Origin of the sequence: Nocardiopsis sp. YSL2, assembly GCF_030555055.1 — a bacterium.
Taxonomy (GTDB): Bacteria; Actinomycetota; Actinomycetes; order Streptosporangiales; family Streptosporangiaceae; genus Nocardiopsis.
In genome coordinates this window covers 4,994,133-5,010,667 of sequence record NZ_JAMOAO010000001.1, presented here as the reverse complement: position 1 = coordinate 5,010,667, position 16,535 = coordinate 4,994,133, and the positions used below count along the sequence as shown (strand labels likewise).

The 16,535-nt window shown below is 71.4% G+C and carries 12 protein-coding genes and 1 riboswitch; of the genes, 1 reads left to right on the top strand and 11 read right to left on the bottom strand.

What is annotated here, in order from left to right; genetic code table 11:
* Positions 1-236: 236 nt before the first annotated feature.
* From gcvP to M1P99_RS22060, 9 genes are all read right to left on the bottom strand, one after another.
* A complete protein-coding gene (gcvP, locus tag M1P99_RS22100) occupies positions 237-3,131 on the bottom strand; it encodes an aminomethyl-transferring glycine dehydrogenase (protein ID WP_304454490.1) in 2,895 nt (964 codons plus the stop codon).
* Positions 3,132-3,227: 96 nt separating this feature from the next.
* Positions 3,228-3,315, bottom strand: a riboswitch (glycine riboswitch).
* Positions 3,316-3,476: 161 nt separating this feature from the next.
* Complete coding sequence (locus tag M1P99_RS22095; RefSeq protein ID WP_304455799.1) at positions 3,477-3,959, bottom strand: MerR family transcriptional regulator; 483 nt, start codon at positions 3,957-3,959, stop codon at positions 3,477-3,479.
* A 447-nt stretch (positions 3,960-4,406) separates the two neighbouring features.
* Positions 4,407-4,880, bottom strand: a complete 474-nt coding sequence (locus tag M1P99_RS22090; protein WP_179820974.1) for a bifunctional nuclease family protein — start codon at positions 4,878-4,880, stop codon at positions 4,407-4,409.
* Positions 4,881-5,200: 320 nt separating this feature from the next.
* The gene (locus M1P99_RS22085) at positions 5,201-5,743 is read right to left on the bottom strand and encodes an FHA domain-containing protein (RefSeq protein ID WP_304454489.1); all 543 of its coding nucleotides are present in this window, start codon (positions 5,741-5,743) and stop codon (positions 5,201-5,203) included.
* Between the two features lie 608 nt (positions 5,744-6,351).
* Positions 6,352-8,856, bottom strand: a complete 2,505-nt coding sequence (locus tag M1P99_RS22080) for a mannose-1-phosphate guanyltransferase (protein WP_304455798.1) — start codon at positions 8,854-8,856, stop codon at positions 6,352-6,354.
* A gap of 213 nt (positions 8,857-9,069) precedes the next feature.
* The gene (locus M1P99_RS22075; RefSeq protein WP_304455797.1) at positions 9,070-9,825 is read right to left on the bottom strand and encodes a CDP-alcohol phosphatidyltransferase family protein; all 756 of its coding nucleotides are present in this window, start codon (positions 9,823-9,825) and stop codon (positions 9,070-9,072) included.
* Positions 9,826-10,036: 211 nt separating this feature from the next.
* The gene (locus M1P99_RS22070) at positions 10,037-10,960 is read right to left on the bottom strand and encodes an ArsA family ATPase (protein ID WP_304455796.1); all 924 of its coding nucleotides are present in this window, start codon (positions 10,958-10,960) and stop codon (positions 10,037-10,039) included.
* Positions 10,951-11,226 carry a cory-CC-star protein gene (locus tag M1P99_RS22065; RefSeq protein WP_304455795.1) on the bottom strand — a complete coding sequence of 92 codons (276 nt, stop codon included), beginning with the start codon at positions 11,224-11,226 and terminating at the stop codon, positions 10,951-10,953. Before M1P99_RS22065 ends, M1P99_RS22070 begins: the two co-directional genes overlap by 10 nt.
* Positions 11,227-11,258: 32 nt before the next feature.
* Positions 11,259-13,052 (bottom strand): carbon starvation protein A, encoded by a 1,794-nt coding sequence (locus M1P99_RS22060; RefSeq protein WP_304454488.1) that lies wholly within the window; start codon positions 13,050-13,052, stop codon positions 11,259-11,261.
* A 118-nt stretch (positions 13,053-13,170) separates the two neighbouring features.
* On the opposite strand from M1P99_RS22060, the gene M1P99_RS22055 reads away from it, so the two are divergent.
* Positions 13,171-13,962 (top strand): hypothetical protein, encoded by a 792-nt coding sequence (locus tag M1P99_RS22055; protein WP_304454487.1) that lies wholly within the window; start codon positions 13,171-13,173, stop codon positions 13,960-13,962.
* A 109-nt stretch (positions 13,963-14,071) separates the two neighbouring features.
* On the opposite strand, the gene M1P99_RS22050 is transcribed toward M1P99_RS22055, so the two are convergent.
* Both M1P99_RS22050 and M1P99_RS22045 read right to left on the bottom strand, forming a co-directional pair.
* Positions 14,072-15,454 carry an NAD(P)/FAD-dependent oxidoreductase gene (locus M1P99_RS22050; RefSeq protein ID WP_304454486.1) on the bottom strand — a complete coding sequence of 461 codons (1,383 nt, stop codon included), beginning with the start codon at positions 15,452-15,454 and terminating at the stop codon, positions 14,072-14,074.
* A gap of 167 nt (positions 15,455-15,621) precedes the next feature.
* Entirely contained in the window at positions 15,622-16,533 is a 912-nt protein-coding gene (locus tag M1P99_RS22045) for a PRC and DUF2382 domain-containing protein (RefSeq protein ID WP_304454485.1), read from the bottom strand.
* Positions 16,534-16,535 lie beyond the last annotated feature (2 nt).

Here is a 16,535-nt window from a genome sequence, read left to right as displayed (position 1 = left end):
GGGTCCGCTTTCCAGGGGTCGTGGAGGGCGTCGCCGCCACTCTAACCCGCGGCCCCGCGCCGGAGGGCGGCCCGCCCTCCGGGTGTCGATCCGCGCCCGCCCGGGAGGTCCCCTCTCGTCCGGGCGAAGCCCCTCCCTTCCGCCTCGAACGAAGACAAGCGCGACCTTGACGATGTAGATTCACAAATCGGACAAGAGGGGGCGCCGACCGAGTCGGCGCCCCCGTCACGCACGACCTAGAGCTCGAAGGCCTCCGGCGGCGGGCAGGAGCACACCAGGTTGCGGTCGCCGTAGGCCTGGTCGATCCGGCCGACCGGCGGCCAGTACTTGTCCTGGCGCAGCGACGACAGCGGATAGGCCGCCTCCGCCCGGGTGTAGCCGTGCTCCCAGACGTCGGCGGTCAGCGCCTCCGCGGTGTGCGGGGCACCCCGCAGCGGGTTGTCGTCGGCGTCCCACTCCCCCGACTCCACGCGGTCGATCTCGCCGCGGATGGCGATCAGCGCCTGGACGAACCGCTCCAGTTCGGCGAGGTTCTCGCTCTCGGTGGGCTCCACCATGAGGGTGCCCGCCACCGGGAACGACATCGTCGGCGCGTGGAAGCCGTAGTCCATCAGCCGCTTGGCGACGTCCTCGTTGCTGATACCGGTGGCCTTCTGCAGCGGGCGGATGTCGATGACGCACTCGTGCGCCACCAGCCCCTCCGCGCCCGTGTAGAGCACCGGGAAGTACGGCTCCAGCCGCTTGGCCAGGTAGTTCGCCGACAGCACCGCGGTCTCGGTGGCGGCACGCAGACCGTCACCGCCCATCATCCGCACGTAGGCCCAGGAGATGGGCAGGATGCCGGCCGAACCGAACGGCGCCGCCGAGACGGGTCCCACGCCGGTGTGCGGCCCGGCCTCGGGCTGGCCCGGGTGGTTGGGCAGGAATCCGGCCAGGTGGGAGCGGACCGCGACCGGGCCCACACCCGGACCACCGCCGCCGTGCGGGATGCAGAAGGTCTTGTGCAGGTTCAGGTGGCTGACGTCCGCGCCGAACTCGCCGGGCTTGGCCCAGCCCAGCAGGGCGTTGAGGTTGGCGCCGTCGACGTAGACCTGGCCGCCGGCCTCGTGGACGAGTCGGCACACCTCGGTGATGGTGTCCTCGTACACGCCGTGTGTGGACGGGTAGGTGACCATGATCGCCGCCAGGTCGTCGGCGTGCTCGGTCGTCTTGGCCCGCAGGTCGGCCACGTCCACGTTGCCGTTGTCGTCACAGGCCACGACCGCCACGCGCATCCCGGCCATCACCGCGCTGGCGGCGTTGGTGCCGTGCGCGGAGCTGGGGATGAGGCACACGTCGCGGTGGGCCTCGCCGCGGGAGCGGTGGTAGCCGCGGATGGCCAGCAGCCCGGCGAGCTCGCCCTGCGACCCCGCGTTGGGCTGGAGCGAGACCGCGTCGTAGCCGGTGACCTCCGCCAGCCACGCCTCCAGGTCGCGCACGATCCGCACGCTCCCGGCCGCCTGGTCCAGCGGCGCGAAGGGGTGCAGGCCCGCGAACTCGGGCCAGGTGATGGCCTCCATCTCGGCCGTGGCGTTGAGCTTCATCGTGCACGAGCCCAGCGGGATCATCGTGCGGTCCAGCGCCAGGTCGCGGTCGGACAGGCGCCGCATGTAGCGCAGCAGCGAGGTCTCGCTGCGGTGGGTGTTGAACACCTCGTGCGCCAGGTAGTCCACGCCCCGGGCCAGGTCGGCGGGAAGGCGGTCGGCGTTCTCGTCCACGCTCAGGCGGATCCGCGAGGAGCCCCGCTCGGCCTCGCCGAACGCGGCCAGCACCTCCTCCAGGTCCGCCGCCGAGGTGGTCTCGTCCACGCTCACGCCGACCGTGGACCCGTCGACGGCCAGCAGGTTGTAGCCGGCCTCCAGCGCCGCTTCCACGACGCGGTCGGAGCTAGGTACGCGCACGCGCAGGGTGTCGAAGTAGGCGGAGTGGACGACCTCGAAGCCGCGTTCGGTCAGGGCGTCGGCCAGCGCCACGGTGCGGGCGTGCACCTGCCGGGCGATCGCGCGCAGGCCGTCGGGACCGTGGTAGACCGCGTACATCCCGGCCATGATGGCCAGCAGCACCTGGGCCGTACAGATGTTGCTGGTGGCCTTCTCGCGACGGATGTGCTGCTCACGGGTCTGCAGGGCGAGCCGGTAGGCGGGGCGGCCGGCGTTGTCGACCGAGACGCCGACCAGACGGCCGGGCAGCTGGCGCCGCAGCTTCTCGCCGACCGACATGTAGCCCGCGTGCGGACCGCCGAACCCGAGCGGCACGCCGAAGCGCTGGGTGGAGCCCACCGCGATGTCGGCGCCCAGGTCACCGGGGCTGCGCAGCAGGGTCAGGGCGAGGATGTCGGCGGCCACGACCGCCATCGCGCCGCGCTCGTGGGCGGCGGCGACGATCCCGCTCGGGTCGCGGACCACACCGCTGGAGGCGGGGTACTGCACCAGGACGCCGAAGGCCTCGGCGTCGGGCAGCCCGTCGGTGAGGTCGGCGACGACGACCTCGATCCCCAGGGGCTCGGCGCGGGTGCGCAGCACCTGCAGGGTCTGCGGGAAGACGTCGGCGTCCACGACGAACACGTTGCCCTTGGCCTTGGAGGCGCGGCGGGCCAGCGTCATGGCCTCTGCGGCGGCCGTGGCCTCATCGAGCAGGGAGGCGCCGGAGACGGGCAGGCCGGTCAGGTCCGAGACCATCGTCTGGAAGTTCAGCAGGGCCTCCAGCCGGCCCTGGGAGATCTCGGGCTGGTAGGGCGTGTAGGCCGTGTACCAGGCGGGGTTCTCCAGGATGTTGCGCAGGATGACCGGCGGGGTGAGGGTGTCGTAGTACCCCAGGCCGATCATCGAGGTGCGCACGGCGTTGCGGGAGGCGATGTCCTTCAGCTCGGCCAGGGCCTCGGCCTCGCCCAGCGCCTCGGGCAGGTCGAGCGGGGCGCCGGTCCCGGGAGCGCTGAGGATCGACTCGGGCACGGCCGCGCGCATGAGCTCCTCGGTGGAGCCGTAGCCGACCGTCTTGAGCATCTCCTGGACCTCGGCGGGCGTCGGACCGATGTGGCGGTCGGCGAAGACCCGGGCGGGAGCGCCTGGACTGTTCCATGACTGATCGGGCACGGAGACCTCCTGGTGACAGGGCCGAGATGCTCGGCAGTGTTCCTCACGGTCTCCCCCTCTGTCACCGGGCACGGCGGTGCCGGGCTTCAGAGCGGCCTCTTCCACGCGGTCCTGGTGCCTGAGAGGTTACTGGGGAGTATTGCCCCGTCGGCGCCCCTGCCGGGGTCTCTCCCGCGTGGTCTTGTCAGCCTGTTGACGTAGTTGTACGTACACACGGACAAGGCGAATGTCAGGATTCGTCCCTGCCGTGCCTACGACCGTACTCGATCACCAGGCGCCACGCCGAGTCAGGGCAGGTGTGTCGGTCGCCCCACCGGCCCGCCGCGCGGCCCGCGCCGCCCCGGGTCAGCCGGTGCGGCGTTCCCGCCGGCGCCGCGCCAGTTCGTCCACGGGCTGGGGCGCGGGAAGGTCGGCCCGCTCCTCGGCCGGGACCACGCCCAGGGCCTCCTCCAGCTCACGCCAGACGTTGGCCAGGGCCAGGCCGAACATGCCCTGGCCGCGCTGCATCAGGTCGACGACCTCGTCGGGCGTGGTGCACTCGTAGACGCTCACGCCGTCGCTCATCAGGGTGATGCGGGCCAGATCGGGGGCGGGGCGTCCGCGCAGGTGGTCGACCGCGTTGCGGATCTGCTGGAGCGAGATGCCCGTGTCCAGCAGCCGTTTGGCCACCTTGAGCAAGAGGATGTCGGGGAGGCTGTACAGGGGGGCGTTCTGGGCACCGGAATGCACGCTCGGTTCCACCAGGCCGGTTCTGGCCCAGTAGTCGAGTTGGCGATAGGTGATCCCCGCGGCCGTGCACGCCGCTGGGCCCCGATACCCGACGTCCATAGGCAGCGCCACCACGTCCTCTTCGCACAGCAGGCCCTGCTGCCCCGCTAGCCGCAGCGCGGACCGCCTGTCATGTGGCTCCCGCTTGCCGCTCGCTACCGCCACGCCGACCTCCGGCCTCTCGTCCCACGGCGGCGTCGACAGGGGATATCCACTTGGGGAATGGGTGCGCCATGGGTCCCACAGCAATGACGGTAGGACGGCCGACCGGCATGGTCAACGACAGCCCCCGGCGCGTCGCCAAGTACCCGAAGCACGGACCGTCACGGCGGTACCCGGAGAGTCCCACCCGCCCGGGCGGGATACGGCCCTGACCGTTCCGGTCACTTCCCACGCCCAATCTATCACTGGCTCGTTTGACAAAGCCGCAGGTCGCAGCCGTGTCATACCCGGTGGTGCCCTTGGCACCACGCAGAAGGGACCCACCGTCGGCGGGTCCCTTCGACGCTACTCCGTCCGTCGGCCGAAGTCCTCGGGCGAGATGTTGTCCAGGAACTCCCGGAACGCCTCCACCTGGTCTTCCTGCTCGTCCGGTATCGGCATGCCGGCCTCTTCGATCACGTCCTCGTGCGCGTAGATCGGCGTGCCTGTGCGCAGCGCCAGAGCGATGGAGTCCGAGGGACGAGCGCTGACCTCCACACCGTTGCTGAAGACCAGTTCCGCGTAGAAGATGCCGTCACTGAGCCCGGTGATGTTCACCGTCTTGAGCCCGGTGTCGAGGGCGTCGAGCACATCCCGGAACAGGTCGTGCGTGAGGGGCCTGGCGGGTGCGACGCCCTGCTGCGCCAGGGCGATCGCGGTCGCCTCCACACCGCCGATCCAGATCGGCAGGTAGCGGTCCCCATCGGATTCCTTGAGCAGGACAATCGGCTGGTTCGAGGGCATCTCAACCCGGACGCCGACGACCTCCATGTGCTTCACAGCGGCTCCGTCCCACGAGTCGTCATGCCGGATGGGCGCTCGTCCCTGCTCCCCCGTTGGATCAGGACCCGAGGGCGAAATCGGCACCCTTCGATACAAAGCTCTCCGGAGGCGGGGGGCCGCAAACCTTCCCGCCCCTCCCGTCGCCCGCCAGCGCCCCGCGGGGCTCTTCGCCCGGAGCGGGGCTACCACCCTCAACGGAGAGCCTACGGCCCCAGTTCCCCGGACCCGTCATGGAGCCCCTCCCCGTCCGCCCGCGGGGCCCCTGCGGCGGGAGGAGGCGGTTCCCGCCCGACCTCCCGCCCGTGCCCGGCAGCGCCTCAGCGGCGCGGCTTGGTCAGCAGGACCATACGGAACTTTCCGATCTGGATCTCGTCCCCGCCGCCGAGTTCGGCCTCGTCGACCGGCTCGCGGTTGACGTAGGTGCCGTTGAGGCTGCCCACGTCCCGGACACCGAAGCCGTTGCCGCGGCGGAAGAACTCCACGTGGCGCCGGGAGACGGTGACGTCGTCGAGGAAGATGTCGCTGTTGGGGTGGCGCCCGGCGGTGGTGACGTCGCTGTCCAGGAGGAACCGGCTGCCGGCGTTCGGGCCGCGCCGGACCACCAGGAGCGCTGTGCCCGAGGGAAGGGCGTCGGCGTTGGCGGGATCATCACCACTGAGCTCGTCGCCGGAGTCCTCTTCCTCCAGGGCCTGGATGCCCGAGATGGAAATGGTGGACGTGACATCGCCTGCGGCGTCCCCACCCGCACTGGGCTGTGGGCTCTGCTGTTCTGGCCTGCGGACGGGAGTCCCGCAGTGGGAGCAGAAACGGGCATCATCCGCAACGGCGTGACCGCACTGCGTGCAGTAAACGCTCGACATAGGTCGGCTCGGCCTCCTACCGCACGGGGCGGTGCTTGATTCGGCTGATCGGTGGCACGTCGCGGGCACCGCGCGGGCCCTCGGCCCACACACCGCCCGGAGCGTGGTGAGACGGTGCCCAGTCACGGCGACGGGACGCCTCACGGTCGGTCGCTAGGTCTCTTCCCCCCAGTTGCGCTCCTTCTCACCCGGGTCGGGGCGTCCGCCGCTGCCGGGATACCCGCCCCAGACGGCGACTCGGACGCCGGGGAACACTCGACTTTAAACCATATCCCTGTCCAGGAAGGGATTCGCTCCTCCTCGGCCTGCCGCAGAAGGCCCTGGACACCCCCGCGGCCCGGTCCGGCCGACACGGCACCCGGGGCACCGCATCCGCCTGTGGCCGATCTCGGATGAGATGGACACCTGTCCTGATGCTGATGCGCTGGACGGCCGTTTGGTTCTCCCCGATCCGCAACGAATTCGCAGGAACTTCACGGCACCGCGACGACCTGCTGATATGTCGAGTTTAGCCGGAGACGGACCTTCGTGTCGGCTACTCCGCGCCATGGTGGCGACACACAACGCGCGGGTGCGGACGTCCCGCGTCCGCACCCGCGCGCACGCGCCTATCCCTCCGCGCGTTCCACGACCGCGGCCCACTCGTCCAGCAGCCGCTGGGCCGTGTCGGAGTCAGGACCTTCGGCCCAAAGATGCGTGACGGCCTCGGAGGTGTCGGGCAGGACCAGCGCCCATCCGCCGTCGGCCTCCAGCACCCGCACGCCGTCCGTGGTGTCCAGCTCGCGGTCGCCCGCCGCCTCGACCACGGCGCGCATGACGCTGCCCTTGACCGCCCAGGGGGTCGGGACGGAACGGCGCAGCAGGTGCGCCCGCGGGATGGCCCGGTCGATCTGGCTCAGCGACCGACGGGTCCGGGCCACCAGTCCCAGCAACCGCACGAAGGCGGCGATGCCGTCGCTGGTGGGGCTGAACTCCGGCAGAACGAAACCGCCTCGACCGTCGGCGGCGAAGATGACGTCCTCGGCGCCTCCCTGCACGGCCTTGGTGAGTTCGTCCGTGGCCGTGGCCGTCCAGTGCACATCCACACCGTGCGACCGGGCGACGGTCTCGGCGACCCGGGTGGTGGTCACCGGCAGCGCCACCCGGCCGCCGCCCCGCTCGGCCGCGACCAGGTCCAGCACCACGAGCAGGGCGCGGTCGTCGTCGACCAGCTCACCGTTCTCGTCCACGATCGCGAGCCGCTCGGCCACGGGGTCGAACCGCACCCCGAAGTCCGCCCGCGAACTCGACACGAGCTCGCCCAGCCGCTCCAGGTCGCGCATCTTCTTGGCGACGGTGTCGGTGGGCGAGACCTCGTCGAGGCGGTTGTTGACGGTGAGCACATCGACGCCGATGCGCCCCAGCAGCGAGGGCAGGATCAGCGAGCTGGTACCGCCCGCGCAGTCGATCACCACCTTGAGCTCGGCCTCGGCCACCCCGGAGGCGTCGACCGACGACAACAGTTCGCCGGTGTAGTTCTCCACCACGCGCGAGGGCTGGGTGAGCTCGGCGATCTCGCCGGGGAAGGCGCGGCGGTACTCCGCACGGGAGAAGACCCGGTCGAGCTTGCGCTGGGCGCCCGGGGACAGGTCGGCGCCCCTGTCGTCCAGGAACAGGATGTCCACCGACTCCGGGTCCCCAGGGGTGGTCCGCAGCGCGACGCCCCCGCTGACCCCGCTCTGGGAGGTGTGGAACCGCGCCACGGGCAGCGGCACCACCTCCAGGTCGCGCACGTCGATGGCGGCCGACGTCAGCGCGCTGATCACCGCTCGCTTGAGCGTACGGGCCGCACGGGAGACGTCGCGGGAGGTCGTGACGATCGCACCCTTCTTCAGGGTCGTGGCGAAGGCGTTGGCCAGGCGCACCGCCAGTTCGGGCGTGATCTCCACGTTGGTCAGGCCGGACACGCCGCGGGGGCCGAACAGCGAGCGCTGCCCGCGCGACTCCCAGATGACGTTGTCGTTGACGACGGCGCCGGCCTCGATGGTCTTGAAGGGGTAGACCTTGACGTCGTTGTGCACGTAGGCCTCGGACTCGATGACGCAGTCCTCGCCCACGACCGCGCCCTCCTCCACGCGGACCGCGGCCATGATGTCGGTGTTCTTGCCGATGACCGCGCCCCGGAGGTTGGCGCCGCGCCCGACGAACACGTTGTCGTGCAGGACCGTGCGGTGGCAGAAGGCGTCGGCGCGCACCACGGCGTTGCTTCCCACCACGGTGTACTCGCGCAGTTCGGCTCCGGCCTCGACCTTGGCGTAGTCGCCGACGTAGAGCGGACCCTTGAGGACGGCGTTGGGGTCGACCCGGGCGCCCTCGCCGATCCACACGCCCGGGGAGACCTCGAAGCCGTCGATCTCGACGTCGACCTTGCCCGAGAGCACGTCCGCCTGGGCGCTGAGGTAGCTCTCGTGGGTGCCCACGTCCTCCCAGTAGCCGTCGGCGATGTAGCCGTAGAGGGGCTCGCCCTCCTCCAGGAGCTCGGGGAAGACGTCACCGGACCAGTCGACGACCTCGCCCGGGGCCACGCGTTCGAGGACCTCCGGCTCCATGATGTAGATGCCGGTGTTGACGGTGTCGGAGAAGACCTGGCCCCACGTCGGTTTCTCCAGGAACCGCTGGATCCGGCCCTGTTCGTCGACGATGATGATGCCGAACTCCAGCGGGTTGGGCACCCGCTTGAGGGCGATGGTGACCTTGGCGCCGCTCTCCTTGTGGAAGCGGACCATGTCGGTCAGGTCGATGTCGGTCAGCGCGTCCCCGGAGATGACGAGGAACGGTTCGCCGCGCAGGTACTCCTCGGCGTTCTTGACGCTGCCCGCGGTCCCCAGGGGGACCTCCTCGGCGACGTAGTCGAGCTTCATGCCCAACTCCTCGCCGTCTCCGAAGTAGTTGCGGATGAGGGTGGCCAGGAACTGGACGGTCACGACCGTCTCGGTGAAACCGTGCTTGCGCAGCAGGAGCAGCACGTGCTCCATGATGGGCTTGTTGACCACCGGCAGCAGGGGTTTGGGCTGGTTGGCGGTCATGGGCCGGAGCCGGGTGCCCTCGCCCCCGGCCATCAGGACCGCCTTCATCGACGGCATGTGGGCCGGGTTCGCGGACTCGCTGTTGGACGTGGTCATCGCCGGTACCTCCGTACGACGCCGCCGTCGAGCCGCCCGGCGAGGGGATGGTGTTCGGAGCGCGCACCGTCGCGCGCGGTGGGACATGTGCTTCTCATGACGGAGATGACACTCCCTTTCGATCCGACAGGACTCGCGGTGAGCCGGTCCGCCGGTTCGTGTCACTCAGGGGCCGGTGTGCCCCTGACCGGTGCGGCCCGGCCTTTCCGGGCCCTGTGGTGCCGCGCCGGGGTCGCCGTCCGCGGTCTCCGGAGCGGTCGGATCGGGTCGATCCGCGCTCGGTCCGGGTGCGGGGTCGCTGTCGTCGGCACCCCCGCGGATGCCGGGTCGATCAGCGCCTTCGTCACGGCGGGTCTGAGCCATCAGGCGCAGCCCCTGGACGGCGTAGAGCAGTCCGGCCCACCAGTACAGAGCAGTTCCCCACAGAGCAAACGCCCAACCTATAATTCTCGCCACATCCGCGACGATCGAAGCGTGCGCCGCGATGAACAGCAGCGGGAAAGAATACAAAAGACAGAGCGTCGCCGCCTTGCCCGCGAAGTTGACCGGAAGCGGCCCGTAGCCGAAGTGGCGCAGCAGCGGAAGCGCGCCGAGGATGAGGACGTCGCGCAGCACGAGGATGGCCATCAGCCACCACGGCACGATGTCGCGCACGACCAGCCCGAGCAGGGCGGCGAAGATGTAGAGGCGGTCGGCGAGCGGATCCAGGACCGTGCCCAGACGGCTCGTCTGGTTCCAGGCCCGGGCGATCTTGCCGTCGAGCCAGTCGCTGATCCCCGCCAGCGCCAGGACGAGCAGGGCCCACCAGTCGGCCTGCGGCCCCAGGACCAGCCACAGGAACAGCGGCACGCCGAGCAGGCGCAGCATGCTCAGGAGGTTCGGGACCGTCCAGACACGGTCACCGACCACCGGGCCGGCCACGTCGTCCCCCGCCTCGCGTCTGCCTTCTTCCGCGGATCGCCCCATAGGCCCAACGATAGCTGCCGGGACGGTCGTTCTCGCGCCGGCGTGACTCCGCCGGCCCGAACGCGTTGCGCGACCGCCGCCCGCCGGCCCCGTCCCGGACGGCGTTCTCGGCCGCAGCGGTTCGCCCCGTCCGGTTCTCGCCGGTCCCCCGCGCCCGGTCCGGGCCTCAGGCGGGCAGCCGGGTGCCCAGGTGGGCGGCCAGGTGCCGGAGCCGCTCGACGCCGGTGGGCTCGGTGTCCTGGAGGGGGACCTCCACCGTCCCCTGTTCGGCGAAGCGCTCGCGGGTGGCGGCCAGGGCCGCGGCCGTGTCGGGGCCAGCCGCGCCCGCGGGCGGGATCTGGTTGACCACGACCCGGTCCAGCGCGAACCCGGCGTCGGCGAGCTGGTCGACGGCCCGCGCGGTCTCGGCGAGCACCATGCGCCGGGGCACCGTCACCAGCGCGACCACGGCGTCCTCGCGCAGACGGGCCGAGGCCCGTTCCAGGCGGTGGCGCCGGGCGTGCAGGCGACGCAGCAGGGGGTCGTCGTCCTCCTCCGGTTCGGCCCGGCCCACCACGTCGGCGAAGGCCTCGGCGCGGTTGGCGCGCTCACGCTGGCGGGTCAGCCCCACCACCCAGGGAGTGAGCAGGGTCGGCAGGTGCAGCAGTCGGAGCAGGTGGCCGGTCGGCGCGCTGTCCACGACCAGCGCGTCCCAGCGGTCCCCGACCTCCTCCATCCGGTCGATGAGCAGGTCGGCCAGGGCCGACTCGGCCATGCCCGGACTCGATCCGGCCTGCTCCAGGTGGCGGTGGACGGCGGGCATGACGGCGGTGGGCACGGCTCGGCGCGCGTCCTCGGCGACCTGCGCGATCCGGCGGCGCACGGCGGCTTCGGCGTCGGGCTCGCAGGCCCACAGCCGGGGGGCCGCCTCGACCGGTTCGTCGGACAGGGAGGCCTCCAGCGCGTCGCCCAGGGAGTGGGCGGGGTCGGTGGACAGCACCAGGACGCGCAGGCCGGCGTCGGCCAGCGCCAGGGCGCGCGCTGCGGCCAGGGTGGTCTTGCCGACGCCGCCCTTGCCTCCGACGAACGTGATCGGGGTGGTCAACAGCAGCCTCCCGGGGCGCCGAAGTCGTCGCGGCCCAACCGCTGGTGCCAGGAGTGCAGGTCGGCGACCATGTACGGGATCAGGTCGAGGGTCTCGTAGGCGACGGGATTGTCCACACCGAGGGTCTCCAGCATCAGCAGGGCGCGCAGGGTGTCCTGCTGATCGCGCGCCTCCCGTCGGCGGGCGTGTCCCCAGCGCGCGTCGAAGACCTGCTGGTGGAAGTCCTCCACGCGGCGCCAGGCGGAGACGGTGCGGTGCCAGGCCCTCCCCAGCGGGGAGGCCCCGGCACCGCCGTGGTCGGTGTTCACGCGGTGGGCTCGGTGTCCTCGGTCGGGGCCGCGGGCGCGGTCTCCTCCGCCCGGGTGGCGGAGCGGTCGGCGAAGGCCCTGCGCAGGGCCATGGCCGCCTCGACGGTCATCCACACGGCCAGGCCGAAGATGACGGTGTCCAACGGGGCAAGGACGAAGCGCTGCATGGGGTCGTCGGAGCCCAGGAATCCGATGAGCTGGACGACGAGGGCCCAGGAGGTCATGACGACCAGGAAGACCAGCGGGACCAGGACGACGATCGGGTTGCGTCCGCGCTTGGTCACCCACACGGCGATGACGGCCAGGGCCAGGCCGGCGGTGAGCTGGTTGGTCGTGCCGAACAGCTGCCACAGGGTGCCGGCCGCGAAGTTGCCGGGCACCAGGGCCAGCGCGAAGGGGATGAGCACGGCCAGCAGGGTGGAGACGGTGACGCTGCGGGTCAGGAAGGCGAACACGCGGTGCACGGTCCCGCCCTCGGACGCCTTGTCCGCGGCGATCGAGCTGATCTCCTGGATGGTGTAGCGCTGGAGGCGGACGGCGGTGTCCAGGCTCGTGGCCGCGAAGCTCACGACGACGACGGTGGCGAAGATCAGGCCGAGGTTCTCGGGGACGCCGATGTTGCCGGCGAACCCGGCCACGCCCTGGACGAACTTGCCCGCGGGACCGGTGCCCGCCGCGGTCCAGTCGACGTAGATGTCGGACCAGGCCATCCCCTGGTTGGCGGAGAAGACCATGATCCCGGCGGTGCACGCCAGGATGGAGCAGACCGCGAGCGTGCCCTCGCCCAGGGAGCTGAGGTAGCCCACGTAGCGGGCGTCGGTCTCCTTGTCCAGCTGCTTGGACGTGGTTCCCGAGGACACCAGGCTGTGGAAGCCGGAGACCGCGCCGCACGCGATGGTGATGAACAGCAGCGGGAAGATCGAGGGCGAGCCCTCGGGGAGGTCGCCGCGGAAGGCCGGGGCCTCGATCGTGTTCATGCCGACCACGACGCCGACCATGATGACGAACAGGGCCAGCATCATCTGGTGCTGGTTGATGTAGTCGCGCGGCTGGAGCAGCATCCACACGGGCAGGCGCGAGGTGAAGAAGGTGTAGGTGAAGATCAGCACCAGCCACACGAACGCGGGCTCGACCCCCAGCCCGCTCGCGACGGGGTCGACGGTGATCGGGAACATCACGCCCAGCGGGATGCACGCGTACACGATGACCAGGGCGACGACCGAGGGCAGCAGGGCGGCCGTACGGCGGCGGTAGACGACCTGGCCGACGCCGATCGCCAGGGGGATGGTGACCAGGACGGGCAGGACGGCCGAGGGGTTGTCGATGAACAGGCCCGCGATGATGACCGCGAACACCGCGTTCACCATGGTCACCAGGAAGAAGATGATGAGCAGGAAGAGGATCCGCGCGCGGGCGCTGATGACGTCGCTGGCCAGTGAGCCGATGCTCCGGCCCTTGTGCCGCACGGAGACGACGATCGACCCGAAGTCGTGGGCTCCGGAGGCGAAGATGGTGCCCAGGACCACCCACAGCAGCGCGGGCCCCCATCCCCAGAAGACGGCGATGGCCGGTCCCACGATGGGCGCGGCTCCCGCCACGGAGATGAAGTGGTGCGCGAAGACGATGTGCTTGTTGGTCGGCACGTAGTCCACGCCGTCCTTCAGGGCGTGCGCGGGCGTCACGAAGTCCGGATCGAGCGCGTACACCCTCTTGGCCAGATAGACCGAGTAGAACCGGTAGCCGAGCGCGAACAGCGCCAGGGCTCCGAGAAGGACGGCTACAGCGGGCATGGGGGGACCTTCAATCTCGCACCTGAGTGTGCTCGTGGCCGGTGGGTGCTTTGTCCTGGGCTTTGCAGTACAGTCCCGAGAAATTAACATGAGGCCCACGTCACAGAAAAGGTGCGCCGTGAACGATTTGGCCTCGGCTTGGCGCCGAGCCCCCACCGGTGAGATGTGCTGGCTCTCCCCGGACGGGCCGACCGGCGTCCCCGTCGTCCCCCTCCTGGGCGAGCACCCGTGCGTGGCCCTGCCGCTGGCCCTGCTGCCCGAGGTCGACTCGCTCCTGAACCGGGCGGCGTTCTGCCTCTCCGCGCCGGCGGGCGAGAGCGCGCCCACCCTGGTCGCCACGGGACGGGTCCGTGTGCACCTGGACCCCGAGGGCCGCGAGTTCGGGGGCGAGCTGGTGGAGCAGGAGGTCGTCAAGCATCCGCCGTCGCGCCTGCGCGTGGGCAGCCTCATGGCCCGCAGGGACAACTGGTGGTGGATGGCCCGCGCCATCGTGACCATGGTCGACATCGACCGGGTCCACGAGATCCCCGCCCGAACGCGCGCGGGCGACGCCCTGCTGGTGCGGGAGCGGGATGCGGACGTACGCGTGGACGTGGTCACCGCCCGCGACTGGTCGGCGGGGGCGGGTTCGTCCGTGGAGCTGTGGTCGCGCGACGGTGCCGACGTCGACGGACACGGTGAGGAGGCGCTCGTCTTCTCCCACCAGGCCAGCCCCGACTTCGAGCGCTGGGAGCGCTGGAGCCGGTACGGGACGCTGACCGGGCAGGACCTGGCGATCACCGACGCCGACGGCGCTCCCGACCCCGACCCCCGGCCGTACGGGCTGGTGGAGCGCTACCGCAACCACCGCGAGGTGGTGCGGGCCTGCCGTGCGGGCTTCACCACCGTGCGGCGCCGTCTGGCGACCTGACCCGGGCGTTCGGGCGCCGGGCGGAGGTGGTCCCGGCGGGCCGGTCGCGGTCGGCCGTGCGGCCGCACCCCCGTCGCGTGAGCGCGCTCACCGGACGCGTGGCCCGCGCTCACCCGAGGGCGAGGACGCGGTCGGCCTCCCGCCGCCCCGAGAGCAGGGCACCGTGGACGGTGGCCGTGTGCTCGATCTCGGTGGCCTCGCCCGCGAAGAACAGCCGGTCGTCGACGGGGCGCCCCAGGGCGAGCCGGTCGGAGTCGCCCGACCCGACCGCGGTGAAGGAGAAGCTGCCCAGGGCGAAGGGGTCGTCGAACCAGTGGGTGAGGTAGTGGTCGATCGGGTCCGGTGCCCTGCGGAACATCCCGCGCAGGGAGGCCATGGCGTGCTCGACCACCTCGCCCTCCTCCATGCGTGCCAGGAACCGGGCGGCACCGCCGCCGTTGCGGGTGGCCAGCACGGGTTTGCCCAGCACCCGCTGCCCCGCGTACCAGTGGAACCAGGTGCCCTCCTCGGTGCCCAGGTTGACGATCACCTCGGCGTCACCCCAGAAGACGTCGTCGAAGAGCAGGAAGAGCTTGTCCAGGCGGCCGGTGCCGAGTGCGCGGACGGCGTCCCGTTTGTCCTCCGGCAGCGCCGGTTCGAAGACCACCTGACCGGCCTGGAGGACGCCCAGCGGCAGCGTCACCAGGGCGCGGTCAGCGGTCAGCTCCACCGGTCCGCCGGGGCTGGTGGAGCGGACGGTGACACCGCGGTCGTCGTGGGAGACGGACTGGACCACGTGTCCCAGGCGCACGTCCAGCCCCTGGGCGAGGTACTCGGTGAGCCGGCTCATCCCCTGGGGGAAGACGACGTCGTCGCCGCTGAACTCGTGCACGGCGCCCACGGCGGAGAAGGCCACCTCGTCGGCGCTGGCGCCGTGGTCGGCCTCGGTGAGCCGGTGCACGATCTCCCCGGCGTCACGGGCCCGGCCGCGCACCAGGTTGGCGTCGTGCAGGGCCTGCGCGATGCCCTCCTCGATCGACTCCTGCGGGCTCGCTCCGACGTTGGCCCAGTACATGTGCTCGTGCAGGAGGTTGACGTCCTCCATGTTGCGTCGGTGGCGGTCGAAGAGCAGCCGTCGGCCCTTGGGGTCGTAGGCGGTCTCGGTGGCCCGGTTGAACACGGCGGTGGGCACTCCGGCCTCGCGCACCAGGTCGGCCAGGGGGTTGTTGCGCTCCCCGCGCATCCAGGAGGCGCCCAGGTCCAGGGTGACGCCGTCCCAGGTGTCGACGGAGTGGATGCGCCCGCCCAGGCGGTCGCGTGCCTCGACCACGGTGACGCGCTCGCCCTCGTCCGCGAGCCGGTCGGCGGCGGCCAGCCCGGCCATGCCCGCGCCCACGACGATGGTGTGTCCGCGCCCCGGCTCGGCTTCGCGGCCGCGCGGCTCACTCCCGCCGCCGGTACGTCCTTCGGCGGGCCCCTCCCCGGCGAACCCTTCGCTCTTGTCCTCGCTCAACGCGCATTCCCCTCCACGTCGGTGACCCGCAGTGAGACCCTAGTCGCGCCGCGTTCCCCGCGCGGGGACGACACCCCGGCGGGTGAGCGCGTACGCGCGGGCCGGGCCGGTCGCGGGCCCGGCGACCGGCCCGGTGGCCCGTGGCCGCGGGCCGGACGGGGGCGGGCTCACCGGGGAGCGGGTCCGCCGAGCTCGTCCCCGTCGTCCATCTCGATGTGCTCGCGCAGGCGCTCGCCCTCGACGTGCTCGTCGTGGACCACCTCGTGCTTGCGGACCCTGACCTCCTCGACCGGGACCTCCCTCTTGGAGACCACGGGACGCTCCTCGAAGAGCACGAACCGCTCCTCGCCCTCCGACATCCCCCCGGTGTCCTCCACCTGGGAGGGGTCGGTGATCGGGCGGCGCTCCACCTGGATCTCCTCGTGGTGCAGCGGGACGGTCTCCTCGAAGTGCTCGCTCTCGACGCTCCTGCGGATCCTCGCCTGTCCGCTCTCGCGCCTCTCGATACCGATGTCGATCTGCTCCTCGTGGCGGACCATCCGGATCTCGCGCTCGGAGGTACCGGCCCAGTCCCCCGATTCGCCCGCCAGGCCCTCGCGCACGGCGGCGCCCTCACCGGAGGCGGCCGCACCGGCGGTGGTGCCCTCGCCGGTCGGGCCCGCGCCCGTGGTGGAGCTCTCGCCCGCGGCGCCCTCCTCGGCCATCCCCTCACCCGCGGCGGCGCCCGTCATCCGGTCGGCTTCGCCGCCCGCCTGGCGGGGCACGGCCCCGTGCTTGGCGAAGTAGTCGCTGATGACGGCCTTCTCCTCGTCGGTCAGGTTGTGGCCCCCCTCGACGTTGGGGGCGTCCTTGACCGTGGTCTTGTCGTAGGGGACCTGGATGGCGTCCTCCACGTTCCGCGACCCCTTGAGGGGGACGAGCGTCTCCTTCAGTCCGAACAGCCCGGTGTGGACCGAGACCCAGGTCGGCTCGTTGGTCCGCTCGTCCAGGAACACCTGCTTGATCTTGCCGATGTTCTGGCCCTGATCGTCGAGCACGCGGTGTCCGACGAGTCCCTCGGCGGCGATGTGCTGAGCCACGG